The 25,332-nt window shown below is 60.0% G+C and carries 27 protein-coding genes; 14 read left to right on the top strand and 13 right to left on the bottom strand.

What is annotated here, in order from left to right; translation table 11 throughout:
• The first annotated feature begins 131 nt into the window (after positions 1 to 131).
• Together rsmD and ACEVBK_RS00680 are read left to right on the top strand one after the other, a co-directional pair.
• Positions 132 to 728, top strand: a complete 597-nt coding sequence (gene rsmD / locus ACEVBK_RS00685; protein WP_375056726.1) for a 16S rRNA (guanine(966)-N(2))-methyltransferase RsmD — start codon at positions 132 to 134, stop codon at positions 726 to 728.
• Entirely contained in the window at positions 725 to 1,006 is a 282-nt protein-coding gene (locus tag ACEVBK_RS00680; protein WP_375056725.1) for a DUF1145 domain-containing protein, read from the top strand. The genes rsmD and ACEVBK_RS00680 overlap by 4 nt, the downstream gene beginning before the upstream one ends.
• Positions 1,007 to 1,012: 6 nt before the next feature.
• Here ACEVBK_RS00680 and ACEVBK_RS00675 read toward each other — a convergent pair whose 3' ends face one another.
• Positions 1,013 to 1,330 (bottom strand): DUF2007 domain-containing protein, encoded by a 318-nt coding sequence (locus ACEVBK_RS00675; protein WP_375056724.1) that lies wholly within the window; start codon positions 1,328 to 1,330, stop codon positions 1,013 to 1,015.
• Positions 1,331 to 1,901: 571 nt separating this feature from the next.
• Here ACEVBK_RS00675 and ACEVBK_RS00670 point away from each other — a divergent pair.
• Positions 1,902 to 2,759, top strand: a complete 858-nt coding sequence (locus ACEVBK_RS00670) for a sulfurtransferase (protein ID WP_375056723.1) — start codon at positions 1,902 to 1,904, stop codon at positions 2,757 to 2,759.
• Between the two features lie 53 nt (positions 2,760 to 2,812).
• On the opposite strand, the gene ACEVBK_RS00665 is transcribed toward ACEVBK_RS00670, so the two are convergent.
• Positions 2,813 to 3,178, bottom strand: coding sequence for a YijD family membrane protein (locus tag ACEVBK_RS00665; protein ID WP_375056722.1), 366 nt, complete (start codon positions 3,176 to 3,178; stop codon positions 2,813 to 2,815).
• Positions 3,179 to 3,201: 23 nt separating this feature from the next.
• Positions 3,202 to 3,813: an HTH-type transcriptional repressor FabR gene (gene fabR / locus ACEVBK_RS00660; RefSeq protein ID WP_375056721.1), complete on the bottom strand. Its 612-nt coding sequence runs from the start codon at positions 3,811 to 3,813 to the stop codon at positions 3,202 to 3,204.
• 144 nt (positions 3,814 to 3,957) lie between these two features.
• Between fabR and ACEVBK_RS00655 the strand changes: the two genes are divergently transcribed.
• The gene (locus tag ACEVBK_RS00655) at positions 3,958 to 5,076 is read left to right on the top strand and encodes an acyl-CoA desaturase (RefSeq protein ID WP_375056720.1); all 1,119 of its coding nucleotides are present in this window, start codon (positions 3,958 to 3,960) and stop codon (positions 5,074 to 5,076) included.
• 177 nt (positions 5,077 to 5,253) lie between these two features.
• The gene (locus ACEVBK_RS00650) at positions 5,254 to 6,603 is read left to right on the top strand and encodes a sodium-dependent transporter (RefSeq protein ID WP_375056719.1); all 1,350 of its coding nucleotides are present in this window, start codon (positions 5,254 to 5,256) and stop codon (positions 6,601 to 6,603) included.
• Positions 6,604 to 6,634: 31 nt separating this feature from the next.
• On the opposite strand, the gene ACEVBK_RS00645 is transcribed toward ACEVBK_RS00650, so the two are convergent.
• The 4 genes from ACEVBK_RS00645 to ACEVBK_RS00630 form a co-directional block, all read right to left on the bottom strand.
• Positions 6,635 to 8,782: a S9 family peptidase gene (locus tag ACEVBK_RS00645; RefSeq protein ID WP_375058490.1), complete on the bottom strand. Its 2,148-nt coding sequence runs from the start codon at positions 8,780 to 8,782 to the stop codon at positions 6,635 to 6,637.
• A 176-nt stretch (positions 8,783 to 8,958) separates the two neighbouring features.
• Positions 8,959 to 9,273, bottom strand: coding sequence for a YdbL family protein (locus tag ACEVBK_RS00640; RefSeq protein ID WP_375056718.1), 315 nt, complete (start codon positions 9,271 to 9,273; stop codon positions 8,959 to 8,961).
• A gap of 10 nt (positions 9,274 to 9,283) precedes the next feature.
• Positions 9,284 to 9,466 carry a YnbE family lipoprotein gene (locus ACEVBK_RS00635; protein WP_202082124.1) on the bottom strand — a complete coding sequence of 61 codons (183 nt, stop codon included), beginning with the start codon at positions 9,464 to 9,466 and terminating at the stop codon, positions 9,284 to 9,286.
• The gene (locus ACEVBK_RS00630) at positions 9,467 to 11,251 is read right to left on the bottom strand and encodes a YdbH domain-containing protein (protein WP_375056717.1); all 1,785 of its coding nucleotides are present in this window, start codon (positions 11,249 to 11,251) and stop codon (positions 9,467 to 9,469) included.
• 97 nt (positions 11,252 to 11,348) lie between these two features.
• Here ACEVBK_RS00630 and ACEVBK_RS00625 point away from each other — a divergent pair, with 97 nt between their 5' ends.
• Entirely contained in the window at positions 11,349 to 11,705 is a 357-nt protein-coding gene (locus tag ACEVBK_RS00625) for a DUF2500 domain-containing protein (RefSeq protein ID WP_375056716.1), read from the top strand.
• Here ACEVBK_RS00625 and ACEVBK_RS00620 read toward each other — a convergent pair.
• Positions 11,686 to 12,111, bottom strand: a complete 426-nt coding sequence (locus tag ACEVBK_RS00620) for a DUF411 domain-containing protein (RefSeq protein ID WP_375056715.1) — start codon at positions 12,109 to 12,111, stop codon at positions 11,686 to 11,688. The two genes, ACEVBK_RS00625 and ACEVBK_RS00620, sit on opposite strands and share 20 nt — an antisense overlap.
• A gap of 158 nt (positions 12,112 to 12,269) precedes the next feature.
• On the opposite strand from ACEVBK_RS00620, the gene ACEVBK_RS00615 reads away from it, so the two are divergent.
• Positions 12,270 to 12,659 carry a SirB2 family protein gene (locus ACEVBK_RS00615; protein WP_375056714.1) on the top strand — a complete coding sequence of 130 codons (390 nt, stop codon included), beginning with the start codon at positions 12,270 to 12,272 and terminating at the stop codon, positions 12,657 to 12,659.
• Between the two features lie 229 nt (positions 12,660 to 12,888).
• Here ACEVBK_RS00615 and ACEVBK_RS00610 read toward each other — a convergent pair whose 3' ends face one another.
• Positions 12,889 to 14,421, bottom strand: coding sequence for a M14 family zinc carboxypeptidase (locus ACEVBK_RS00610; RefSeq protein ID WP_375056713.1), 1,533 nt, complete (start codon positions 14,419 to 14,421; stop codon positions 12,889 to 12,891).
• Positions 14,422 to 14,621: 200 nt separating this feature from the next.
• Here ACEVBK_RS00610 and ACEVBK_RS00605 point away from each other — a divergent pair, with 200 nt between their 5' ends.
• The 3 genes from ACEVBK_RS00605 (at position 14,622) to ACEVBK_RS00595 (ending at position 17,131) form a co-directional block, all read left to right on the top strand.
• Positions 14,622 to 15,581 carry a helix-turn-helix transcriptional regulator gene (locus tag ACEVBK_RS00605; RefSeq protein ID WP_375056712.1) on the top strand — a complete coding sequence of 320 codons (960 nt, stop codon included), beginning with the start codon at positions 14,622 to 14,624 and terminating at the stop codon, positions 15,579 to 15,581.
• Between the two features lie 67 nt (positions 15,582 to 15,648).
• Positions 15,649 to 16,728, top strand: coding sequence for a cell division protein FtsZ (ftsZ, locus tag ACEVBK_RS00600; protein ID WP_375056711.1), 1,080 nt, complete (start codon positions 15,649 to 15,651; stop codon positions 16,726 to 16,728).
• A 10-nt stretch (positions 16,729 to 16,738) separates the two neighbouring features.
• On the top strand, positions 16,739 to 17,131 hold the full coding sequence (locus ACEVBK_RS00595) for a hypothetical protein (RefSeq protein ID WP_375056710.1): 393 nt from the start codon (positions 16,739 to 16,741) through the stop codon (positions 17,129 to 17,131).
• Between the two features lie 98 nt (positions 17,132 to 17,229).
• Here ACEVBK_RS00595 and ACEVBK_RS00590 read toward each other — a convergent pair whose 3' ends face one another.
• Both ACEVBK_RS00590 and ACEVBK_RS00585 read right to left on the bottom strand, forming a co-directional pair.
• Positions 17,230 to 17,724: a hypothetical protein gene (locus ACEVBK_RS00590; RefSeq protein WP_375056709.1), complete on the bottom strand. Its 495-nt coding sequence runs from the start codon at positions 17,722 to 17,724 to the stop codon at positions 17,230 to 17,232.
• 389 nt (positions 17,725 to 18,113) lie between these two features.
• Positions 18,114 to 19,241, bottom strand: coding sequence for an endonuclease/exonuclease/phosphatase family protein (locus ACEVBK_RS00585; protein WP_375056708.1), 1,128 nt, complete (start codon positions 19,239 to 19,241; stop codon positions 18,114 to 18,116).
• Between the two features lie 73 nt (positions 19,242 to 19,314).
• Between ACEVBK_RS00585 and ACEVBK_RS00580 the strand changes: the two genes are divergently transcribed.
• The 3 genes from ACEVBK_RS00580 to ACEVBK_RS00570 all read left to right on the top strand — a co-directional run bounded on the left by ACEVBK_RS00580 (position 19,315) and on the right by ACEVBK_RS00570 (position 21,284).
• Entirely contained in the window at positions 19,315 to 19,608 is a 294-nt protein-coding gene (locus ACEVBK_RS00580) for a DUF3634 family protein (protein WP_375056707.1), read from the top strand.
• Positions 19,609 to 19,746: 138 nt separating this feature from the next.
• On the top strand, positions 19,747 to 20,409 hold the full coding sequence (locus ACEVBK_RS00575) for a hypothetical protein (protein ID WP_375056706.1): 663 nt from the start codon (positions 19,747 to 19,749) through the stop codon (positions 20,407 to 20,409).
• Positions 20,410 to 20,603: 194 nt separating this feature from the next.
• A complete protein-coding gene (locus tag ACEVBK_RS00570) occupies positions 20,604 to 21,284 on the top strand; it encodes a cytochrome b/b6 domain-containing protein (RefSeq protein ID WP_375056705.1) in 681 nt (226 codons plus the stop codon).
• Positions 21,285 to 21,318: 34 nt separating this feature from the next.
• Here ACEVBK_RS00570 and ACEVBK_RS00565 read toward each other — a convergent pair whose 3' ends face one another.
• Together ACEVBK_RS00565 and ACEVBK_RS00560 are read right to left on the bottom strand one after the other, a co-directional pair.
• Positions 21,319 to 21,780 (bottom strand): c-type cytochrome, encoded by a 462-nt coding sequence (locus tag ACEVBK_RS00565; RefSeq protein WP_375056704.1) that lies wholly within the window; start codon positions 21,778 to 21,780, stop codon positions 21,319 to 21,321.
• A gap of 239 nt (positions 21,781 to 22,019) precedes the next feature.
• Positions 22,020 to 23,342 (bottom strand): ferric reductase-like transmembrane domain-containing protein, encoded by a 1,323-nt coding sequence (locus ACEVBK_RS00560; RefSeq protein WP_375056703.1) that lies wholly within the window; start codon positions 23,340 to 23,342, stop codon positions 22,020 to 22,022.
• A gap of 774 nt (positions 23,343 to 24,116) precedes the next feature.
• Here ACEVBK_RS00560 and ACEVBK_RS00555 point away from each other — a divergent pair.
• Entirely contained in the window at positions 24,117 to 25,331 is a 1,215-nt protein-coding gene (locus ACEVBK_RS00555; RefSeq protein WP_375056702.1) for a BCCT family transporter, read from the top strand.
• The last annotated feature ends 1 nt before the right edge of the window (position 25,332 follow it).

The raw sequence follows: 25,332 nt of genomic DNA, 5'->3' as shown, positions 1-25,332 counted from the left end.
CCTGCTCTTACTCGCTTGTATCGGGGGGAGATTAGTTCTGGCCGTTGCCCGGCCCCTTCATTAAAATACCCGCCCCTTAGGGGTGCAAAACCGCCTTATACTAGCATTTTATTGAAAGACGGCGAAACGAGATGGCAAAAGCAAAAACGGGCGGCACCACCGCCTCGGGTCCGGGGCAGATTCGCCTGATCGGTGGTCAGTGGCGCGGGCGCAAGCTGCCGGTGCTCGACAGTGAAGGACTCAGACCCACCTCAGACCGGGTAAAAGAAACGCTGTTCAACTGGCTGATGTTCGACATTCGCGGTTGCCGCTGTCTCGATCTGTTCGCCGGCAGCGGCAGCCTAGGGTTCGAGGCTCTGTCGCGTGGCGCCGCCGAAGTCGTGCTGGTGGAGCAAGACGCTAAAGTGGCGCAGCAGCTGCGGCGTAACCTGGCCAGCCTGCCTGGAGCCCGGGGGGAAGTGGTCAATGCCGATGCCCTCGATTATCTGCAAACGCCTGCAACCCCCTTCGATCTGGTGTTTCTGGATCCGCCGTTTCACCGGGAGCTGTTGCCGGCCGCCTGCCGATGGCTAGAGCAGGCCGGCTGGCTGAACGATGAAGCCAAAATCTATATCGAGCGGGAGCAAGGACTCGCACCCCTGCCATTGCCCGCCAACTGGCGGTTGCTGAAAGACAAGAAGGCCGGCCAGGTCTGTTATCAACTTTATCAACGGGAGCAAGTGGAATGAAGGTGTTGAATATACTGATGCGGCTGGTCATGCTGGTGTTCTGGGCCGGCATTATCTATGCGCTGACCGGGCCCGAGATCGAAGAAGTCGGCTCCATGCCGATGATCCTGGGCGGCGTGGTACTGTTCATGCACCTGCTGCAGATGCTGATGCTCAGGCAGGCGGCCCAACTGCTCAACCCCACTCCCAAAGACTATCTGGAGGTGCTGGTATTCGGCTCTTTTGCCATGCATCGCCATCGTGCCCGCCTGAAGGACCTGATGGAACAAAAACGCTAACGGGCGTTACGCCCCGGTGCCGGGCTCATGCCCGCACCGCCAGCAGGTCTCGAAACTGCCGGCGTTGCACTCTCCGCAGTGCCCGCACCGCCAGGAATCACGGACCCCCCGCCGATATTTTTCCAGTATGAGGCGACTCCGCTCCAGATCCCGGGGGTGGATAAGCAGGGTCACTTCCACCGCGTTCATCGGCAGTTCCCCCAAGGCACCGGCCAGGGCCTCGCCCTGCAGACAGACTTCGATGCCGGCCACTTCCAGTGCCCCCTTCAGGGTATGGGCCTCCAGGCTGTTGGCAGCCTGATATACCGGGATCCACTCGCTCATTGCTTTCCTCTGGAAATCGCAGATAGAAAAAGGGGGTGACATCGTGTCACCCCCTTTTGGGTTGTCGTATGGTTAATCCTTAAACCAAGTTGCTCCCTGCAATCCCTGACAATACCTTATCCTTAAGGTGTTCCTCTTCCCGATCCGTCGGTGTGTCCTAGTCATCCTGACTGCGGTTCATCCTGAGCCGCTCGACTGTCTCCGTCCTGGGAGGTGTCCCTTACCGCATCCTGCGGTGTTCCTTTCGCCTTTCCTGGCAGCCCGTCTTCCTGACAGACTTCATTGCTCCTTGCCCTTCTAAATATAGAGAAGTTTACGGATCCCTCAAGGCAGCAAAACAGTAAAAATTTCCGCCCCAAATAGCCTCTAATCACCATCACCATGATTTACATAACAAAAAACCATATTCTCGCTAAGAAATCCGTAGATAAAAACGTTTTCTCCAGTGCCTTATTGAGAGATCTCTTACAAGATGACAGGCTAAAGTCGTCATATGACGAGACCGTATAAAAACCGTGACGAAAGGTCGGGCTGCCGCTTAGGATAAAACGGTCTAACAAAAGGAGTCATCATGAACAGACTGGAATTGCCATCGGCGCTGGTGGACCGCGACTGGCTGGCGGCCCATCTCACCCATCCTGATCTGGTGGTGCTGGACGCCAGCTGGCATATGCCCGCCGCCAACCGCGATGGCGAACAGGAATGGCACCGACAGCGTATTCCCGGCGCCCGTTTCTTTGATTTCGACAGCCGCATCAAGGATCCCCACAGCCCCCTGCCGCATATGCTGCCCGACGAAACCCTGTTCTCCCGATCGGTAGCGGAGCTGGGTATCGATAACCACCACTGTATCGTCGTTTATGACAGCAGCGGCATCTTCTCCGCGCCCCGGGCCTGGTGGATGTTCAGGGCCATGGGTCACGAGCAGGTGGCGGTGCTGGATGGCGGCCTGCCCGCCTGGCTGGACGCAAAACTGCCCCTGGAACGGGACGAGCCGGGTCCAGTTGCAGGCGGGCACTTCGTCGCCCGCCTGCAGAGCGCCTGGATTGCGAATGCCGGCCAGGTCGAAGCCGCATTGCAGGATGAAGGCTCTCGGGTACTGGACGCCCGCAGCCGTGAGCGCTTCAGCGGTGAGGCTCCGGATCCCCGTCCCGGCGTGCGCCCGGGCCATATGCCGGGCGCCCTTTGTCTGCCATTCGGAGAGCTGCTGGCACAGGGCCATATGTTACCCAGGCCGGTGCTGGAGCAGAAACTGGCCGCCCTGCTGGCACAGGAGCAACGGCTTATCTGCAGTTGCGGCTCGGGCGTCACCGCCGCCATAGTGGCGCTGGCGGCCCATATTGCCGGCCATGAGGCAATTGCCGTCTACGACGGTTCCTGGGCGGAATGGGGCGGCTCGAGCAGATTGCCGGTGATCCAGGGCCCATAGCGCGCCAATAGAAAAGCCCGCCATAAAGGCGGGCTCTCGGCAGTACCAAGCCATTACTTCTCGGCGTTGGGCCGTGCCGCCACTCCCATTTTCAGGGCCAGCCAGATCACCAGAACCAGGGAAATCATTACCGACAGGTAGTTGGAACCCATTTCCGGAAACTGGGTGCGCAGAAAAGCGGAGTAACCGAACACCCCGATCAGGAAACTCAGCAAGGTGCAGAGCGGGGTATCCCCCTCCATCGGCACGCTCAGGTATTCCTGGTACAGCAGATGTGCCGCCAGCACCAGCGAGATAATGGGGAAAATGGAAAACGCCAACTGGCTGACACTCAGGGTGGCCAGAGTGGCATTGCCACAGATGCCGACCAGCAGAGCCAATAAGATAGGTTTACGGCGAATTTGCTTACTTCCTGACATGGTTATCCTTCCTAATGTAGGGCCTAGAGCCTCTTTGCCTTGTTATATGCATCCGCGCCTTTGGCAATAATGCGCAGTTGCAGGATCATGCGTTCGGCCAGCGCCTCCCGCTCGTCATCGTTCATGTCCAGCGCCTCAGCCCCGGCACTGAAGACGATGGTGACCATCGCCTGGGCCTGAGCCTCGGCATAGCTGCGGCTGGTGTGCTGCCGCTCTTCAAAGTAGTCGGTCAGCTCAGCGGTAAAATGCTGGATCTCCCGCGCTACCGCCTGGCGGAACGCCGCCGAGGTACCGGAACGCTCCCGCAACAGTAACCGGAACACATCCGGGCTTCTATCGATAAATTCCATAAAGGTCTTTACCGATATCTGGATCACGCTGCCGCCATCCGCAATTCGCTGGCGGGCCTGGCGCATCAGCTGCCGCAGGGTCAGGCCGCCTTCATCCACCAGCGTCAGCCCCAGTTCCTCCATATCCTTGAAGTGACGGTAGAAGGAGGTCGGTGCCAAACCGGCTTCCCGCGCTACCTCACGCAGGCTCAGGCTGGAAAAACTGCGCTCGGCGCTTAACTGGCGAAACGCGGCCTCGATCAAAGAACGCCGGGTTTTTTCTTTTTGTTCAGCGCGAATGCCCACGGCACACCAGGGTCCAACTATTTAATACCCGGATCATACCTTTTTGTATGAACCCGGTCAGCCCCGACTGGTCAATTTATGATTGACGCTGCCCCGCTTTAAACATGAAAATAGTGTACAGATGTTCGCTCAATGGATACCAAGATGCGTAAACCTCCTCTGATATGGACCAATGCCATTCTCTTTGCCAGCACCGGTCTGGCAGCCTTGGTGCTGGTGCCCTGGTATGGAATGACCCAGGGTTATGACGGCTGGCAATGGCTGGCCATGCTGCTGCTGTTCAGTTACAGCTGCCTCTCTATCACCGCCGGCTACCACCGTCTGTGGGCCCACAAAGCCTACGACGCCCACCCCCTGCTGCAGTGGCTGTTCGCCCTGGGGGGGGCGCTCTCCCTGCAAAACTCTGCCTTCCGCTGGTGCGCCGACCATCGCCGCCATCACCGCCATGTGGACGATCTGGACAAGGATCCCTACTCCGCCCAGCGCGGGCTGTGGTTTTCCCATATGGGCTGGATGCTGAGGGATTACCAGCCGGAGGACGACAGCAATGTCCCCGATCTCAAGCGTAATGCCATACTGCAGTTCCAGCACAAGCACTATCTGTCGCTCACCCTTGCCATGAACGTCGGCCTGCCGGTGCTGCTGGGCCTCTGGCACGGGGATCTCTGGGGCATGCTGCTGATGGCCGGCGTGCTGCGTCTCTTCCTCGGCCACCATGTCACCTTCTTTATCAATTCCCTCGCCCATTACTGGGGCCGCCAGCCCTACACCAGCAAGAACACGGCGCGAGACAACGACATCCTGGCCGTGCTGACTTTCGGCGAGGGCTATCACAACTTCCACCACCTGTTCGAATACGACTACCGTAACGGCATCAACTGGTGGCATTACGATCCTACAAAATGGCTGATCCGGACCATGAGCTGGCTGGGGCTGGCCACCCGGCTGCGTACCTGCCCGCAGGAAAGGATAGAGCAGGCCAGGCTGGAACGCCGGCTGGAAATCACCCGCCAGAAAATACTGCGCCGGCAACAGAATGCCGATACCGAACAGTGGCTGGCCCTGCTGCACAGCGAATACGAGCGTTTGCTGCACCAGCTCAAGGATTACTATCAGGCCCGTAAGTCATTACTGGATATAAAGAAAAAAGCGGCCCGCTGCAAATATGAAGAGCTGCGGCTCAGGCTCAGCTGCGACGAATTGAAGGCCGCCTTCACCACCCAGCGGCGCAACTGGCTGAAGCTGACCACCCAGTTTGCCTAAAGCATAAGGCGGGATCTTCCCGCCTTATTTTTTGCTGAAAAAGACGGTCATGCCCCGTTCATTCCCTGCCCCAGCCAAATCTCTTTGACAAAAACTCTGCAAAACACCATAGTCTTCGCCATTTTTAACCGACGACAACTGTATTGTTATCTTTACAGTCAGCAGGAGCAGCAAAACGTGGAAGCAAGGGCACAGTTCAGCAGCAAGCTGGGATTCGTAATGGCCGCCGCCGGCTCGGCCATTGGCGTGGGCAATATCTGGGGCTTCCCCACCCAGGCGGCCAGCAACGGCGGCGGGGCCTTTCTGCTGGTCTACCTGTTGTTTATCTTCCTGCTCGGCTATCCCATGCTGGTAGCGGAAATCACCATCGGCCGCCATGGCCAGGCCAGCCCCTTCCGCGCCCTGCAACAGCTCACCGGCAACCCGGCGGGTAAATTCATCGCCGGCCTGGTGGGGCTGGCGGCGGTGGTGACCGTGAGCCTGATCTTCACCTTCTACGCCATCGTGTCCGGCTGGTTCGTCGCCTATGCCCTGGAGCCCCTGGCCAGGCTAACGGGCGCCAACGAGTCGGCGGATTGGCTGACCGGTTTTTCCACCTCCCGCAACCTGGTGTTCACTCTGCTGTTCGCCCTGCTCAGCCTCTGTGTGGTCAGCCGCGGGCTGGAAAAGGGCATCGAGAAATGGTCGCGTCGGCTGATGCCGCTGCTGCTGATCATGCTGGTACTGCTGACCGGCTATATGCTGCTGCAACCGGGCGCCGGCGCCGGACTCCAGGCCTACCTGGTCCCGGACTTTTCCCGGGTATTGCACGGTGAGGTACTGATCGGCGCCCTGGGACAGAGCTTTTTCTCGCTCTCACTGGGCGCGGCGGTGATGATGCTCTACGGCTCCTACCTGAGCCGCCAGGCCAGTATTCCGGCCCTGGCCGCCCAGGTCACCCTGCTGGACACCAGCGTCGCTTTCCTGGCCGGCTTGCTGATCCTGCCCGCCATGTATGTGGCCCAACACAACGGTGTGGCCATCTTCGCCGAAGACGGCAGCCTGCTCAGCTCCGATACCCTGGTGTTCTCGGTGCTGCCGGCGTTATTCGAAACCATGGGCCAGGCCCAGTACCCGGTGGCCTTCGCCTTCTTCGTGCTGATGATAGTGGCAGCGCTGACCTCCGCCATCTCCATGCTGGAGGCACCGGTATCCCTGGCCATGGAGTCCACCGGCCTGTCCCGGATCAAGGCCACCTGGCTGATGACCGGCCTCTGTACCTTGATTAGTGCGGTGATAGTGTTTCATTTTGGCAGCCTGTTTGGACTGGTAATTACCCTCACCACCCAGTATGCCCAGCCCCTGGTCAGCCTGTGTATTACCCTTTATGCGGGTTGGGTATGGCAACGCAACAAGGTGCTGGCCGAACTGAAGTCAGGCAACCCCGATCTGGAACAAGGGCTGTTCTGGAAGATCTGGCCTTGGTATGTGCGCCTGGTGTGCCCGGTTCTGGTACTGGTGGTGATCATCCAGTCGATGGGCAACTGACAGCACAAGGGCCGCATCGCGGCCCTTGTTATTAGTGGGTTATTCCGCCGGCGCTACTCAGGCCAGCCGCCAGACGGGGACCCTGTTCTTCGTCCGCCAGCGCCAGCAGGAAGGCATATTCCCGGGCCAGCTCACGGTAGGACTCAAACCGACCGGACTTGCCACCGTGGCCGGTGTCCATATCACAGTGCAGCAGCAGCAGGTTGTCGTCGATCTTCATCTCCCTGAGCTTGGCCACCCACTTGGCCGGCTCCCAGTACTGAACCTGGGAATCATGCAGGCCGGTAGTCACCAGCATATGGGGATAAGCCTGAGGCTTGACCTGATCGTAGGGGCTGTAGGACTTCATGTAGTGGTAATACTCGGGCTCTTCCGGATTACCCCATTCATCGTACTCACCGGTAGTCAGCGGGATAGACTCGTCCAGCATGGTGGTCACCACGTCCACGAAGGGCACCGCGGCCACCACGCCTTTGAACAGATCCGGCTCCATATTGATGACCGAGCCCACCAGCAGGCCGCCGGCGCTGCCACCGGAGGCAAACACCCGCCCCTTGTCGCCATAGCCCTGCATCACCAGATCTCGGGTCACATCGATAAAATCATTGAAGGTGTTCTGCTTGCTGAGCAAGCGGCCCTGCTCGTACCAGTCGCGCCCCAGCTCTTCGCCACCACGCACATGAGCGATGGCGTAAACGAAGCCCCGGTCGAGCAGACTCAGCCGGGAGCTGCTGAAATCCGGATCCATGCTGGCACCGTAGGAGCCATACGCATAAACCAGCAGCGGATTGCTGCCGTCCTGCTTGAACCTGTCGGCCCGGTACACCAGTGACACCGGCACTTCGACACCGTCCCGAACCTTGACCCACAGCCGCTCGCTGCGGTACTCGTCGGCATTGAACCGCTCGCCCACGTACTGCTGCTTCAGTTCACGCCGCTCCTGGGTATCCATGTTCACTTCATAGGTAGTGACCGGCCGGGTCATGGAGGAGTAACCGTAACGCAACCAGGGGGTCTCGGCCTCGGCATTGGCCCCCAGCCAGGTCACGTAAGCGGGATCATCGAGGCGGATTTCATGCTCGCGTCCGTCCCGGCGGTGGATCTGGCGCAGATGCACCAGCCCCGCACGGCGTTCTTCCAGCACCAACCAGTCACGGAACAGGGCAAATCCTTCGAGCAACACCTCTTCACGAGCCGGGATCAGCGGCTGCCACTGGTCGAGGGCGCCCTCTTTGGCCAGGTAAAGGCCGAAGTTGGCGCCGTCCTTGTTGGAACGCACATAAAATTGCCCCTGGTAGTGTTCGAGGTCGTATTCATGACCGCGCGCTCGGGGCAGGAACACCCGGGCCGGCGTGTCCGGCGCGTCCGCCGGTACCAGGCTGATCTCGCTGGACAGCGTATTCCAGGCACCGATAACGATGTAATCCTCGGAGCGGCTCTTGTAAATGCTGGTATAGAAGCTGCTGTCACGCTCTTCATACACCAGCACGTCTTCACTCTGGGCGGTACCCAGGACATGACGATAAACCTGGTAAGGAAGCAGGGTGCTCTCGTCCTGTTTCACATAGAACAGGGTCTTGCCATCGTTGGCCCACACCAGGTTGCCGGAGGTGTTTTCCAGCACTTCCTCGTAGAATTCGCCGGTTTGCAGTGACTTGAAGCGGATCTGATACTGGCGGCGAGACACGAAGTCTTCGGCAAAGGCCAGGGTCTGCTGATCCGCGCTGACCGCCAACTGCCCCATGCCATAGTAGCTGTGTTCCCCGGCACGTTCGTTGCCGTCCAGCAGCACTTCCACCCGCTCGGGCTGGCCGTCGGGGTAGCGCTCGACGATGGCGTACTCCTGGCCCTGCTGGTAACGGGTCTGATACCAGTAACCTTTCTTCAGGTAGGGCACGCTGTTGTCGTCCTGGCGAATGCGGGCCACCATTTCCTGGAACAGGCTCTCCTGGAGCTCGTTCAGCGGAGTAAGCACTTGCTCACTGTAGCGATTTTCCTGCTCCAGGTAGGACAGCACTTCGGGGTCTTCCCGCTCGTCGTCCCGCAACCAGTGGTAGTTGTCCACCCGGAGGTCATCGTGGTTGAGCAGGATATGAGGGATCTTTTTGGCAACCGGAGGTTTTATTTCCAAGTCAGTACCTTTGGCATAGGGTTTGGCACAAGCCACCCATGCTAACATCAAGCAAAGCCTAACCCTATTGCGCACACGGTGCTCCTTCATCTTTCTGCACAAAAAGTGCACAAATATTAACCGGGAAAGATGAAGCTGACCAAGAAATTTGATGAAAACTGCGAGGAAACGCAGTACAAAAGTCCGAATGGAGCCGGATTACCCGGCTCCGACCAGAGAAGTAACTACTTACGTCGCCAGCTGCCGTCGGCCAGCTGGACATACTGCCCGCTGGGAGTGCGTTCGATATTCAACTGCCCGGCCCGGCTCTGCACCACGGTCAGGCTGGTACCGGTACGCCGGGCGATGTCCTGGTAGTTTTCCAGCCGCTTGCGATTGATATCGTTCACTATGGCATTGACCTGGGCATTGCTCTGTACCGCCCCCACCAAGCCGTTCTGCTGCTCGCCGATCAACCCCTGTTGCTTGGCCTGCTGCAGGTCCAGGGCCCACACCGACCAGCTCAGGGTTGCCGCCAATATAAAAGCCAACCACCGCATCTCAACCCCCTTAGAACAGGTCTTTCTCTTGTTCAAACAATTCTTCCAGCTCCCGGTCGATCCGGATCCGGATTTCGTGGTCCACCTTCACGTTCAGGTTGACGGTGATGGGTTTGTCCGGCACCACCACCTCCACCCGGGGCGTGCAGGCGGTCAGCAATAACAGGCTGATCACCGCTGCAGGTTTTATCATTTACTTACTCTCCCCCTGTAAGCGTACCGGCAACCGTTCACTGAGATCCCGGGCAAAACGCAAGCTTGCCAGCAACTGTAACAGGTTTTCCTCATGGTGATAATTGAAGTTCACCGGGTGCATCCGCCCCATTACCGGCGCCTGCCCCTGCAGCCGGCTTTCGATCACCGCCTCGCCGTCGGGTGCCATGGAAATCTCTGCTTCCAGCCTATCGTAGCGTAAATCGCTGAGCAGGCCGAGGGTCAGCCCCAGGGTCAGATTACTCGCCCCCGAGGCCAGCAGATCCTCACCAGCCTGGTAGGAAATCCAGCCGCCCTCACTATGGGCCCGGCCGCCGGTCACACTGAAGCCTCGCTCGAAGGAAAAGGGCAGGCGGCCGTGGAGCCGGCCATTGCCGGTAAGGCCGCTGACGGCGGTGTAACCGAGGATCTGTTCCAACGAGATATCACTGAAATGCATCTCCCCGCTGGGTGCGGCAGCCAGCGCCATGGGCGACAGGGCCAGTTGGCCACCGAGCGCCCGGGCCGTCAGCCCGGACAACCAGGGCATGCCTTGCCGCAATTGCACCGCGCCATGAATATCGGTGATGGGGACGCCAATATCCAGCAGCGCCACCGTCAGGCTATTGGTGCCGACCGTCTGCAAGGAGCCCCGCCGCCATTGCAGATTGAGCCGGGCCGCCATCTGCTCGGCCAGCATGTCCCGGTAACTCAGTTGCCCTTCCCGCAGCACCAGCCCGGCAGTGACCGGCCGGGTGGCATCCAGCAGATCTGGCGCTTCTAATGATAAGACCAAGTTGCCGGCTGCCGGTTCCACCCCCACCGGCAATGCCAACCAGCCGGACAGCCATTGCCAAAGCCCGGCGAGAGGCAGGGACTGTTCTGGCACCCTCAGCGCCAGCCCCTCGTCATAGTGCCAGCTCCCCAGCAACCGCAGCGCCGGGCCCAGCTCCAGCGTCAGGCTGCCCCGGCGCTCGTCCCCGGCCGAGGTCCCCAGGATGAGGGCCGCCTCGGGCAATGCCTGCTCCCCCCAGCGCCCTTGCTGCCAGCTCAGCCGGGCCTGCCAGGGGCCATCCAGATACTGGATCCCGACCGGAGCCAGCTCCAGGGTGCCGAGCTCCAGCTCCTGCCAGCCCAGCTGCGGGATCTGCAACCGGGATCCGGGTTGCAGTTGCCAACCCGCTTCCCCTTCGATGGCCGCCAGCCGTAGTTGCCAACTGCCCGACAACGGCGCCGGTAATACGCCTCCGACGGCCAGTGTCAGCTCCTGCCCGGGCTGCCAGCCGCCGCTCAAGGTCAGACTGTGGCCGAATTCGGGGGCCAGCAGGTTGCCGGGAATCTCCCCTTGCCAACGCCACCCCTGCTGCTCCGGCAACAGGGCCAGTTTGACGTCACCGGAAGCGGTCTGCCACAGGATGTCCAGGTGTTGCTGCCGGTGACGCAATTCGGCCGTGCCGGTCGTCACCCCACTGGGCAGATAGAGGGTGAGTTCCTCGACCCGGAAATCGATGGGCGGCAGGGTGAGCAGCAAGGAGAGGGCATCGCTCTCGCCTTCGGCGCCGCTGTCGCCGCTGCGGGAGCAGGTCAGATCCAGGCTGAGCCGCGCCAGCCGGCCCTGCAGCTGCCCCTGGTCCAACACCAGCGACAGCCCCTCGGCCTGCTCGCGCGGGCAGGCCGGCACCTGGGCCCGGGCCAGGGTGGCCTGGGCACTCAACCACTCGGGCAGCCATTGCGCCGACACGACGCCGGACATCAACAGCAAACAGCAGCCTAACAGTTGTCGCATTCCCATCGCCTTTACCGGATTCAATCGTTACTCTAATCAAATCAGCTTGCGTCACCCTGTACAACCATTAAGCTGAAGCCAAAAGGGGGTAAATGTCATGGATAAAATCGTTCTCTGGGGCATTATCGCCATCGCCACCCTGGTGATAGGCCGGCAGCTGTATACCCACTTTTATAATAGCGGCCAGCCCCAGCACAGCCTGAAGGTGGCGGTGGCCCACAAGCACACCCGGGAGTTCATGGGACGCACCAGCAAGGAAAAGACCGAGTTGCCGCCGCCCCGGGTGGATTACTATGTGAGTTTCCGTCCCCTGGCCGGCGGGGATGAGCGGGAATTCAAGGTCAGCGAGCACCTCTACGAACAACTGACCAAGGAAGCCACCGGCACCCTGGTGTTCCAGGGCAGCCGCTTTATCGCTTTCGAGCCCGATGAAACTATCCTGGATAACGATTGAACACCGAGGTATTCCCCTGTTCATCGAAGCTCAGCACCTCGTAGGGGGTACCGGGAATGTCCATGCCCGGCGCACTCTGGGGCATGCCGGGAATGGCCAGGCCGCGCACCGCCGGCTTTTGCTCCAGCAGTTGCCTCACGTCCGCCGCCGGCACATGGCCCTCGATAACATAGCCGTCGATAAAGCCGGTATGGCAGGATGCCAGGCCGGGCTTGAGCCCCGCCTTGCTCTTGATTGGCGCCATGTTGTCGGTATTGATCACCGCGATCTCGAAACCGGCCTCCTCCATATGTTCGATCCAGTGTTGGCAGCAGCCGCAGGACTCGGACTTGTACACCGTCATCGGCGCCGCCAGCACGGGGCCGGCCAGCAGGGCCCCCGCCAGGCCATAAAACCATTTTTTCATCGCAGTTACCTCGGTAATTGAATGTGATTAGACCGGATTCTGGCCTCAAGGTTAACAGCCGAGGCGGCGGCTACCTTGATCTTCCTCAGTATTCAGGGCGGCGGCAAACCGGTATGCTGTTACTATTTAGCCATCTTATTGTCTTTTTTGGAGTTATTATGTCTTACCTGGCCGTCAAACACGCCCATATGATGTTTGCCCTGATCAGTATAACCCTGTTCATGCTGCGCGCCTGGCTGGCGGTACCTTCCCCCGCCCGTATCAACAACAAGGTTCTGAAGATACTGCCCCATGTCAACGACACTCTGCTGCTGCTGCTGGGCATCTGGCTGGCGGTGCAGATCAAGCAGATACCCTTCGACAACAGTCCCTGGCTTACCGCCAAGGTGATCGGCCTGGTGCTTTATATTATCGTCGGCACCATCGCCATCAAACGTGGCAAGACCCGGGGCCAGCGCCTGGGCGCCGCCCTGGCAGCCATCGCCATCTTCGCCTATATCTACGGCGCGGCGGTCAGCAAGTCCCCGCTGTCCTGGCTGGCGTTGTAAGCAAGCTGAGAGGCCGACATGCCAGCCTCGGACTACCGATACACCTTCGGATTACTCTGTTGTCACTCCCGCTAAGGCGGGAGTCCAGTGTAAGATGTCATGGTTCTCCGCCTTCGCGGGACGACTGCTGTTGAACAGCAATACCGGAGGGAGAATTGCCAGCTAAAAATAGGATGCTGGGCTTTATCAACAGACAGCGGCCGATATTCCGGCTTCTCGGCTCACCGACTCAGGGCAGCTGCACCGGAAATACCGGAAACTCGCCCAGCTGCAGCCAGTTCCACTCGCCTTCCTGATAAAGTCCGTTGGCTGAGCGCGGATCCAGCATCAGCGCGGCCAGGGGCGCCAGCGGCTGGGCCATGGGCACCAGCAAATCTCCGGGTTGCAGGGTGACCTTCACCTCTTCGCTCCTTACCCTGGCCTGCACCTTCTCCCGCACGCCGGGCCTGGCCTTGGGCTGGGGCAGCAACTGCTCGATCACCAGCCTTTCCGCCACCAGCTCCCGTGGCTCCCTCACCGTCTCGAAAGTGATATGGTGCCGGCCCAGCCAGTCTGCCATACGCTCCCGCTCCCGGGTCACCGCATAGGCCTCGGCCAGCCGGATCGGTTCCCGGGTGACGATGGCGTCGTGGTTGCGAAAGCGGTGCTGTGCCTTGTGACCGTCGGCGAAGCGCACCAAAGGCAGGCTCACCTCGGGCTCGTCCCGGTTTACATCGAAGCTCACCCCCATCCACAGGGTATGGCCGTCCCCGGTGTCGGACTGCCACTGCTGCCGGGCCCGGCGCGACAGGCTCACCAGCTGTTCGCTCTCGTCCGCCACCAGTTCCAGCATGGTAACGATGCTCAGGTGCTGCTTGCGCACCCGTTCGGCGATATTGCGCGGCGTAGGGTAAGTGCCGTCTTTATTATCCAGCCGATTTTCCACCAGGATGGAGACACGTCCCTGCATGGCCGCATAATTGCGCAAGTTGGTGATGCCCAGGCCGCCGCGGGCCACCGACTGGTTGATATCGGTGATCTCGCCCCGGTAGCGTACCGCCGCCAGGCCTGCCGACGACACCCGCTCGATCAGGGCCGGCAGCAATTGATGCTCGGTGTAGTCGCGAAGCGGGCCGTCGATATTGGGGTTGTTGCCCATGTCGAACTGGGCCTCCACGTCGGTCATCCAGCCCTGCTCCCCGGTCAGCACCCGTTTCCAGATGCCGGACTCGTGGGCGTCGTACACCACGTCCGGGTCGAAGGTATGCAGCGCATTCACCAGCAACCGGGTTTCCCCGGCGTTGAGCGCCACATAGTCGATATTGGTGTTGTCGTCGTTGGCGTTGTGGCGGGTAGAGAGATCCCGCCCGTCCGGGTTGGCCATGACCACCAGCACCAGGTTGAGCCTGCTCAGCAACGCCGGGTGTTCGCCGGCAATCAGCTCCCGTGCCAGTTGCTGGACCGCTTCGGCGCTGGAAGGCTCGTTGCCGTGCTGGGAGCCGAAGATCATCACCGTCGGCTTGTCCGCCTCGGCGGCGAATTCCCGCAGAAAGGCCGGCGATCCGGACATCAGCAGCGCCTCTATCGGGCGGCCCCCGGCCGAGGTGCCGAGCGACACCAGGCGGGCCTTGGGCGAGCGTTCAGCCAGCTCCGACAGGTAGCGGCTGATGTCGCGACTGGTGGGCAAGGTCAGAAATTTCCCGCTTTCAAAAGGGGTAGGAGGCACAGGCTGGGCCCAGGCCAGGCTGCTGCACAGCAGCAGAAAACTCAATAAAATCTTCATGACTCTCCGGGTAAGATGTTTTTATTTCAACTACTTATAGTCGCATGAACGGAAAAAAGGCAAATGTCATTTAGCGTCAGGATCAGACCGAAAAACCAGGGTTGTAGAAAAATGGCGACAGTCAGCGGCCAAAAAGTTGCGACAGAACTTGTCACAACCTGAGCCTAGGATAGAATCATCCCAAGCAAGAGGGCATAACCATGAGTAAGAAACTGCTGAGACAATTGACCCTGGCGCGCTGTGTTCCTTATCGTCCATACAAGCTGACCGCTCGCCAGCTGCAAGAAAAACTGGAAGAAGAAGGCATTCAGGTCAGCCTGCGCACGGTACAGCGGGATCTGGAAGAGATGTCCGGCATGGGCCTGTTCGATCTCACTTCCGACGATCGCAGCAAGCCCCATGGCTGGTGCTTCGAACGCAATGGTTTGAACGATTTCGCCAACTTTATGCCGCTCAGCCTGGCCATGGCCCTGAAAACCTGGAACGACCAGGCCGCCGATCTGCTGCCGGCCAGCGTGCTGAGCGAGCTGAATCCCATTATCGACAAGGCCAGCCAGGTCATAAAAGACAGCCAGAGCGAGCTGGCCAGCCGCTGGATGGAAAACGTGATACAGCTGCCCAGGCCGTTCCCGGGCAGCCCGGAGATGCGACGGGCCACCACCATTCGCGACGCCCTGTGGCGCGGCCGCAAGTTCAGCGCCGAGATCAAGCGGGTGATCAAGGGCCGCACCGTCTGGCTGCGCTACGAGCAGGTCAATCCACTCGGTATTGTCAGCCGCAAGGATGGCCCCATGTTGCTGTGCACCGTATCGGACATGGACCCCAAGATCTACGGCATTCCGTTCGAGCACGTTAAAGAAGTGGAACTGACCACTCGCCCTGTCACCCAGCCGAGGGAATTCAGCGTCAACAAGCTGATCCGCGAAAAAGGCTACCAGGAAGAGGCGGAGACCATCCATTTCGTGGGCCGGATCACCAACCCGAACCGGGCCATACTGGAAGACTCCATTCCGGGCAACAACCCCAGGTTGACCCGCTACGACAAGCAGAGCATGATGGTGGAAACCGACGTGAAAGATTCACCCGAATTTCGCCGCTGGCTGACCGATATGGCGGGCAAAGTCGAAGTACTGGCACCGGAATCACTGAAAAACCGCTGATTCATCACGATATATTGACCCCGGGGGCTGACTGGTTCAGCCCTTTTGTTTTTCCACGGAGTACCGGATGAGCGATCTCCTTTTTGAACCGACCGAACCGGATTGCGATGCCATTCATATCCGCGTGATCGGCGTGGGCGGTTGCGGCGGCAATACCGTCAACCTGCTGGCCGAAGCGGCCCTGCCCCAGCATGTCAACATCATCACCATGAATACCGATGCCAAGGCCCTGCAACAAAGCCGGGTCGATACCCTGCAACTGGGCAAGATCCTGACCCGGGGCCTGGGCGCCGGAGCCGAGGCCGAGGTGGGCCGCCGCGCCGCCGAAGAGAGCCTGGCGGATATCCGCAACCAGCTGAAAGGGGCCGATCTCTGCTTTATTACCGCCGGCATGGGCGGCGGTACCGGTACCGGCGCCGCCCCGGTGGTCGCCCAGGTGGCCCGCGAGCTGGGCATCATGACGGTGGCCATCGTCACCCGTCCCTTCGGTTTTGAAGGCAGGAAACGCGCCCAGGCGGCGGATCAGGGGCTCGAGGCGCTGGCCGAGCATACCGACGCCCTGCTGGTGCTGCCCAACGACTACCTGCTCAAGGTGCTGGGTGCCCGCACCCCGTTGCTGGCCGCCTTCAGCGAAAGCAGCAAGGTGATCCAGAATGCGGTCAAGGGACTGGCGGACATCATCGGCCAGACCGGCCTTATCAATATCGACTTTGCCGACGTGCGTACCATCATGCGCCAGCAGGGCAAGGCGGTCATGGGCATCGGCCTGGGCAAAGGCGAAAACAAGGTGGAAGACGCCACCCTGCAGGCCCTGAACAACCCGTTGCTGGAAAAAGTGGAGCTGGAACGAGCCCGGGGCGTGCTGCTCAATGTGGTGGCCTCCATGGACATCGGCCTGGACGACTTCCAGAAGATCGGCGATCGGGTGGCGGAATGCGTCGGCACAGACGCCACGGTAGTGTCCGGCATCAGCCTGGACCCCAACCTGACCGACAGCATCCAGGTCACCATGATCGCCACCGGTATCCAGCCGCCCAGGGAGACCATAGCTCCATCCAAAACCCAGGAGCGGCCGGCACAGCCCACGCTCGAATCCACCCCCCAGGGGCTGGATATCCCCGCCTTCCTGCGCCAGCGGCAGCAATAAAAGGAGTAGTATGCACCCTCTCGCCCTGCTGGCCGCCACCCTGTTGCTGGTGGCCTGCAGCACGCCAGAACAACCGGTGCCGGGTCGTGATCGTGACAACCACGGCTGTATCCCCAGCGCAGGTTACCAGTGGTCGCCACTGGCCGACCAGTGCCTACGGTTATTTGAGCAGGCAGTCCGTTTGAATTCGACCGACAGCAGCCAGACCGGCAGCGCCTTTGTGTTGTTCAATGCCGATCAAAGCCTGGCCGAGCTGACCCTGCCAAGTGGCGAGCAGATCCGGCTGAGCCGGCAAGGAAATGAGGGCGACTGGTCCTGGCAGGGGGGCATCTACCAACTCTTCCCCTGGAAGGGTTATGTGCTCAAGTCCGGCGATCAGGTGCTCTATCACGGTGATCGCTAGAACGGATAACCCCTGATGGCCCTGGCGATGGACCAAACCAAAACCCCGTTGCTTGCAACGGGGTTTTGTCATGCTGGCAGGTCGTGCTGGCGTGCGGCTCAGTTACCCAAAGTGGCAAACAGACTTTGCTCCAGACTGCCGCGGGAGACGCAGACCGGCTTGATGGAAGGGGCAGGAATACGTTCACCCGAAGCTTCGACAAAGAACAGCTCGGTGTAGCCCTTGACATTGGCGGTGGCCACGCTGTGGTTGCCACTCTGGGTGATGATCAGGCTGATCTGCAGGTTGGGGTTGCCCAGCGCCACTCTGGAGCCCATGGTGCCGCAATCCAGCCACGCCAGACCATCGGCCGAGTTCTCGACACTGGCCGTCATCAGACCGGCGCCGCGCTGGCTGTTCTCAATGTGCAGGCCCTGATCGCGAAACCACTTCTCGGCACGGGCCCATACCAGATCCCCGGGGATCGCCATCTCCTGGGTTTTATTGGTTGCCTTGGCCACCGGGGGATAATAACGGTACTGCTCTCCCCCCTTGTCATCACCGGCACACCCCACCACCAACAGCGCCATGACACCCGCCACTATTTTTTTCATCTTGTTTTCTCTCGTCCATTCACCTGGCCATCGGCCAACCGGCGAACATTATCGCCGTTACGACGAATTCTGTCAGCAACGATGCGTACCCCCCCTTGTCCGGCCGCGACCTCTTGGTCGAGCGAGCCTTTGTCCGGGAAACCGGGCTGACGGAGCCAGCAGTCAGGAGAATTTCAGGCAAGAAAAAGGGCAAGCCGGTAAGGCTTGCCCGTCATGAAGAATACCAGTTGATTATCCGGGTCACCAACCCAGATAACTGAACTTCGAAAGCAATCTAGGGTCTCGGGTGATATTAAATCGCTAAAAATCGTAAAAACCCAGCATTGATTATTCAATGTTTGATATCGCTCGCGTTATTGGTGCACCCGGCCATGAAAGCGTGAGGCCTCTCACACTGCCAGTTCCAAATCCACCCATACCAGACGGTGATCCGAACTGGCTCCACGCTCCGGCCAGCCCCTTCTATTCCAGAACAGGCTCGCCTGTGAATGCGTCGGCACCAACCAGTAAACCCCGCTGGCCAGGGCTCGCAGAGTGCGGCCTGGCAGCACATAGTCGAGTCTCAGCCCCTGGCTGTGGGTCCAGTAACGAGGCGAGCCCCGGCGCTCTCCTATTCCTTTCAGGGCAAAACCGCCCCGGGAACCAGGCCGCAATCGCCCCAGGGCCACGCAGCGGTTCAACGCAGGATCGGCCAGCAGCGCCTGAATGCCGCCACGGAAGCCATCACCATCCAGGGGATCGGCGTTCAGATCCCCCAGGATCACAAAATCGGCCCCGCCGGGCAGGCCGCCCCGTCGCCCGGCGTCGTCGACCAGATAGCCCCCACATCCCGGACGGATGTAGTCGTGCCACAGCCGCAGCTCATCGTGGTTTCGGCAGCTGTTGCGTCGCTCGGGGCCTTCGTCGATGGGCGGTGCCGGATGGCAGGCCAGCAGGTGCAGCACCCGACCATGGGGCAGCCGTACCGGCAGGTCGAGATGATTCTTGGACGACAGCGGCAACGCCTCGAGCGCCGCCGGGGAATAGTAGGATCCGGCCTCGGTCCGGGGCAGCCGGGCATGGGGCATGTCTCGCCACCGGAAGCGACGAAAGCTGCGCGCCTGCTCCACCAGCAGCGGATAACGGGACAACAGGGCGAACCCGTACTGGCCGTGGAAGGTGCCAAAACCGAGGCCGTCCTCGGGCAGGCGGGGCTCGGCCTCCCCGCTCAGGGACACCGGCGCCAACAGGCCGGTGTTGGTGGGCGCCAGGTAAGAGTAGGGATAATCAATGCCATGTTCACCCGCGGCCAGATAGCGCTCGCAAAAAAGCCGCAGGTGGCCGTCGTCCCGACCTTCACCGTCATGGTCGAATTCGTTCAGCAACACCACATCCGGCCTGAGCCGTTGCAGGATACGAGCGATATTCCGCAGTTGGGTACTGCCCTCCCCGGCGATTTCGGCCGCCAGTTGCCCGGGCTGACGGCGATCCAGGGCCACATTAAAGGTGGCAATACGTATTTTTATGGAAGGAGTCATGGGGGCTACTTGCCTTTACCGCTCAAACTGTCATCATCTTGGCTTTAACAGCTGTTTTTCAGGGAGGAAAACAATGTTTAGCATTTTGGTCATCACCTCGGCGGCGCTGTTCGGCCTGCTGTACCTGCTGCGCCGCCGGCAGGAAAGCTTCTGCATCGCCATCGAAGGCATTCATCTTAATGTAAAACGCGGCCGGCCGCCTCAGGCACTGCTGCGCCATTGTCAGCAACTGGTGCAGGATGCCCGCACCCTCAAGGGAACCATCCGGGGCGTGAAAAAAGGCGGTGGTGTGATACTCAGCTGTTCCCGCAGCATCCCCGCCTCCTACCGCCAGGATATCCGCCTGTTTTGGCAACATCAGCTGTAGGCCAGGTCGAAAAACAAGCATAAACGGCTGGCAACGCCTCTTTCCGGCCGGCACCCCCGCGGAAATTCCCCATGCCCTCTTGACCTGAACGCTATTTCCCGCTTTGCTGGGGCATACCGTTCAGCATGAGGCAAAGTCATGAAATTGTACCCCCTGTTGCTCTGTGGCCTGCTGGCCGCCTGTGCCGGCCAACCGCCCGCAGAGCAGACCAAGGCACCACAACCCACCAACGAAAGCGGTGAACCGCAGGAAATCGTGCCCAAGGGCGAATTTACCCAGATAGATATCAGCCGCTCCCAGCAGGTGATGGACGCCATCACCGGCGGCAAGGCCGACACCATTAACGAGGTACTGCAAAGCCCGAACGACTATGCGCCACCGGTGCTGTACCTGATCTCCGCCATCATGTTCGACAACGACTACCAGGATCAGGGCACCTTCTGGTATTACACCGCCCAGCTCAGGGCGCGCAGCGATGCCAACAAATCCGGTGACAACTCGACCCATGGCGCCGTCAGTCAACTGAACCAGCATTTCGGCGCGCGCATCAATCCCTATGCTCTGAGCAATCCGGACCGGCTGCAGGCCATCGTCAACCAGGTACTGGAGTGGGACAGCCAGCAGGACCGCAATTACGATCCTCGCTGGATAGCCCTGCAGGGCAAGGATGTGGTGAGTGAAACCAAGGTGAATTTTGCGCCTCGGGACAAATGGGCAGAAATCGACGCCCTCACCCGCAGCCAGTATCGGCAAGGGCTGGAGCAGGCCCTGGCGGAGCTGCGTCAGCAACGGTCCGAATAACCGCGGCAGGCGATCGATGTCACAACATCCCGGTCTTTACCGGGATGTTTTATTTTGGGACCTTAATGGAAATCTTCGCCACACATGACTCCGGGCGGCGATTATGGTAGACAACTTAAGCATTAACTTAAATAACAATAACGCTCAGTCTGAATGATTCCGCAGCCACCAACTATCACAGGAGAGCCTGTTTTATGAGCACACCACGTCACCCCCAGGTCAAGGTCTGGGACTGGTCCATCCGTTTTTTTCACTGGAGTTTGCCGGTTCTGCTGTATCTGCTGTGGCACTCCGCCGGCGAGGATCTGGACCGGCACATGCTGTTTGCCCAACTGATGCTGGGACTGTTGCTGTATCGCATTATCTGGGGCTTTATCGGCACTCCCTATGCCCGCTTCAGCCATTTTGTCTATCATCCGGGGCAGGTTATCGCTTACCTGCGCGCGTCGTTCAGCCCGCAGAAACCGGTGTATCTCAGCCATAACCCCCTGGGCGGCATCATGGTGCTGGTGCTGCTGGGGACCTTGCTGTTCCAGGCCACCACCGGCCTGTTCACCACCGACGATATCTTCTACAACGGCCCCCTGTACGACAGCGTATCCCGTACCACCTCAGGCTGGATGACCCAGTGGCACAAGTCCTGGTTCTACGAGGGGCTGCTGCTGCTGGTGGGTCTGCATGTGCTGGCCATCGGGCTGTACAAACTGCGGGGGGAGAGCCTGGTCAAGGCCATGGTCACCGGCCACAAGGCGCCGAACGGTGGCCAGGTGGCCGACCTGCTGGAGCCCCGTCCCCAGACCTTCCCCTGGCTCCGGTTCGTGCCGGCGGTGGCTCTGGCCTATGGACTGGTGTGGATGATGTTCAACGGCCTTTAAAAAGAAGGAGCCTTTCTCGGCTCCTTCTTGGTATTTACTTGCGGTAGTCGTCGTGGCAGCTTTTGCAGCTCTGCATTACCTTGGCCACCACGGGACGGGCCTTGGCCGCATCGAAACCGGGCTGGCCGGACACCTCGATCAACTCCTGCAGGGAGGAGCCGAAGTTCTGGCCCTTGGCCCTGAAGCCGTCCATGTCGTTCCAGGCCTTGGGCAGCAGGTTGCTGCCGGTGACACCCTGGGTATCGGGGAAGTAGGTCTCACCCAACAAACCGGCTACATTGCCCATATTCAGGGCACGCTGGTGCAGCGCCTCGGCATCAAAGTCGATATCCCCCTTGGTCATGGCACCGATCACGCCAACCTGGGCACGCATTACCTGGTAGATGGATTGACGGTATTCCACCGCATCTTCCGGCTTGAACAGATTGGCCTGGGCAGCGACGGTGGTGGCAAACAGACCGGTAGCGGCGGCGATAATCAGCGTTTTCTTCAGCATTGCGGTGCTCCTGAGAGTGGTTATTGTCACGGGCAAATCGCACCCATCTTTTTATTAGCATTCAACGATATTACAGGGGGCCATGCAAATCCACCTCTTTGGAAGTATCCATGAGCCGGACTCCGCCCACACCATAGCACTGGAATGGCTCCCATTTTATGTCATCGAACGGAATATTCAGGCATTCTCCGGCACTCAGCCATGGAGAGGCCGACAGAAGAGCGCTACCCGGGCCGGGCTCAGCGCATGTCGAACAGCTCCTGGTGAAAACGGACACGGTCAAAGCCCCGGCCCTGCATTTCCCGGCGCAGCCGGTCGCCGAACTCGCGCGGGCCGCAGAACCAGAGCTCGCGCTCGGCCCAGTCCGGTACCAGAGTGGCCAGCCGCGCCATGGTCAGCGGCTCCTCGACCTCGGAGATCACCAGATGAAGCCGCACCCCGGCCTGCTCGGCCAGGCTGCGGACATGGCCGATAAAGCTGTCGGCGGGCGAGGCGGTGGCGTAGATAAAGTCGGCGTTCTCTTCCTGCCCCACCCGGGTCAGTTCCTCCAACCGCGCGATAAAGGGGGTTACGCCGATGCCGGCGGCCACCCACAACTGGCGTCGCAGGCCGGAAAAGGTGAAACGGCCATAGGGTCCTTCCAGGTTCACTTCCTGGCCGGAAGCCAGGGTGCGGGGCAAGCGGCGGGTATAGTCACCCAGGCCCTTGATACTGAAATGCAGTATGCCGTCATCCTGCCAGCCCGAGGCAATGGTAAAGGGATGGGGCGGTTCCTTATCCGCAAAGTCCACAAAGGCAAACTGGCCGGCCCGGTGACCGGGCCAGGCGGTACTGAGCTCGACACTGACATCCAGTACGTGATCGTCATGATGGTATTCGAGGGCAAGGATCCGGCCTACCGCCTTGCGTCCGTGGCCGATACGATGGAACAGCGACAAGGCCGCCGCCAGGGTGCCGCCCAGCAGCAGGGGGGCCAGCAACCACCCCACCGGCTCGGACCAGAATGAAGGCGACAGCAGCAGCACCGAATGAAACACCAGCAGCAGATATACCACCGCCATCAGCCGATGGACCCTGAAGAAACAGTGATAAGGGAAGCGCCGCCACAGCGCCAACCCGACCAGTAACATCAACAGGGTAAAAGCCCAGGGGCCCACCTCGGCGGCCATATGATGCCAGAAGCGCAGCAACCCTTCGTCCGGCCAGCTCCGACCCAGTTGGTGCGGACCTATCAGCAGTTGCAGTTTAACCAGTGCCGGCGGTCCCCCCCACAGCAGCCAGTGCCCCACCCCGGCCGCGACGCCGGCCAGTCCCAGCCAGCGATGCAAGCGGTAGTACTTGTCCAGCCCGCCCAGCCAGGCTTCCAGCTGCAACGGCCGGGCGGCCAGCATGACGGTAGCCGACAGCAGGCCGATAGCCAGGATGCCGGTAAACTCGAGCAGCAGTCGCCGCAATGGCCAGAACAGGGGCGCCAGCGCCCCGGGTGGCAGGCTGAGCAGCCAAGCCAGGCCGAACAACAGCACCAGGCCGCCCAGTATCAGCTTCAGTCGGTTCAGTCCCATGCCCCCCAGCCTCGACGCTTGTTCCCATGCCTCCTAACTATAGGCGTCGCTACGGCGACAGATGAAACCCCAGGGCGGCGACAAGGGAAGCTGTTGTCGGTCCTTGAACAGCCACATAGTTAGAGTACTACCCAAATTACCACCATAAAGAGCGATAATTCATCGATAAACCAGAAAAACCATCACACACCAAATCATCACGTCAGCAAAAACATCAAAGCCACTGCCAACACAAGCACCAGAAAAAACAGAACACAAGGAACCGAAGGCACTGCAATACGCCGCCAGAGCGAAAGCGACCATCACAGCAAAAGACAACGAAACTTGATTATTTTAACCCTAACCTTTAGGCTTGCTTTCATTGAACGGTCAATCAGCGAAAAATGTACCCATTGCACAAGCTTCAAACGTGACCATTCCTGAATCATAGAGAAAGAAGTGTTGAGCGTCCTTTCAGTCTTTAACTATCGCAATCGGTGGCGCCGCCGCCGGCCCCGCGATACTTAAGGCCTGACTTGCACCTCACATTGTTGCTCGGAGCACGAACGAGGGAGATGTCTGGTACAGCTAAGCCGACCTTCCGCGCCAGGGGCGCGAAGCGGCGGAGCGTACAGGGATGTATTTATAGCCTGTCGGCGTGCTCTACCAGTCAGCTTCCGGATACTCCGGCTCTGCCAACAATGGTACGCAAGTGGACCGCTCCTGGTGTTGAACAACCAAAGGAGAAGTACCAGTGTCTGTTATCAATATGGAAATAAACGGAGGGGTTAACCCATGACCGCTCTGTTGTCTGCAGGGATCCTGTTTACCTTTGCCGCCATCGCCCTGGTGCTGTACAAATGGGGCAATATCCGCTGTGTCGGCGTGACCCCGGTGCGCACCTTCACCTTTATCGCCATCCTCTTCACCTCGGGGCTGGACGTGGGCCTGATCATGTTTCCGCTGACCGAGTTCGCCGGCTACGCGGATCTGGCCGCCAGCCCGGAATACGGCTTTGCCAACCCCCTGGCCATCGAGTTCGGCTTCTGGGGCTTTCTGATCTGGGGCTTCTACTTCCTCACCTGTTTCTACTTCTGCGTCATCGAGCCCCGGGTCGGCTTTTTCGAACTGCCGCTGGTCAAGCTGATCAACAACGTGGTCATCGTCGGTACCTGCGCCTTTACCGCCTTCCTGCTGCTGAGCAACCTGCCCTGGTACGTACCCGGCCTGGGCGACGGTGAAACCATAGTGGCCAGTTTCTACCTGATCGTACTGCTGGTGATCGCCGCTTCGGTCTATTCCAGCACCAGCCTGCGTTATGTGAAGATCCTGAGCCTCGGCACCAGTTGGCTGTTTCTCGGCCTGATCGCCCTGATGTGGGGCGGCGCCTTTATCGGTAACGGCGGCATCGGCGAATTCGCCGGTACCTTTACCCTGGTGGGTGACTACTTCGGCCATATCCACCGCTTTGTGCTGCCCATCAACGACTACCATGAGTTCTATCTGTTCTGGTGGTTCTCCTGGAGCATCATGATCGGCCAGTTCACCGCCCGTTTCGTCGGCGGCCTGCGTACCTGGCAGCTGCTGACGGCCATGCTGGTGTTTCCGTCCATCGCCATCGCCACCTGGTTCAGCGTGCTCTACTACTACCACAGCAACGAACTGAGCACCGCCGGCTTCTACAACTGGGCCATGGTGGTGGTGGGCATCACCATGGTGGTGAACTCGCTGGATTCGTTAATCCGGCTGTATACCGACAACCTCAACCTCACCGTGTCCCGCCTGGGTCGGGTGCGCTACTTCGCCGCCAATCTGGCGGTGCTGTGCGGCCTGACCTTGCTGTTCCAGCTCGACTTCCTGCAGATACAATGGGTCGGCGCCCTGGTCATCGGCCTGTTCTTCGCCTGCGGCGCCTACATCGTCGCCAAAAAACGCGATACCGTGCTGGCGATAGCCGGTTCGCCCAAGGCCAACCGCATCGACTACCGCAAGATAGAACTGGCCAACTGAA

The sequence above is a fragment of the Zobellella sp. DQSA1 genome (genome assembly GCF_041950555.1).
In the GTDB taxonomy this organism is placed as follows: Bacteria; Pseudomonadota; Gammaproteobacteria; order Enterobacterales; family Aeromonadaceae; genus Oceanimonas.
This window is presented reverse-complemented; position numbering and strand designations above follow the sequence as displayed.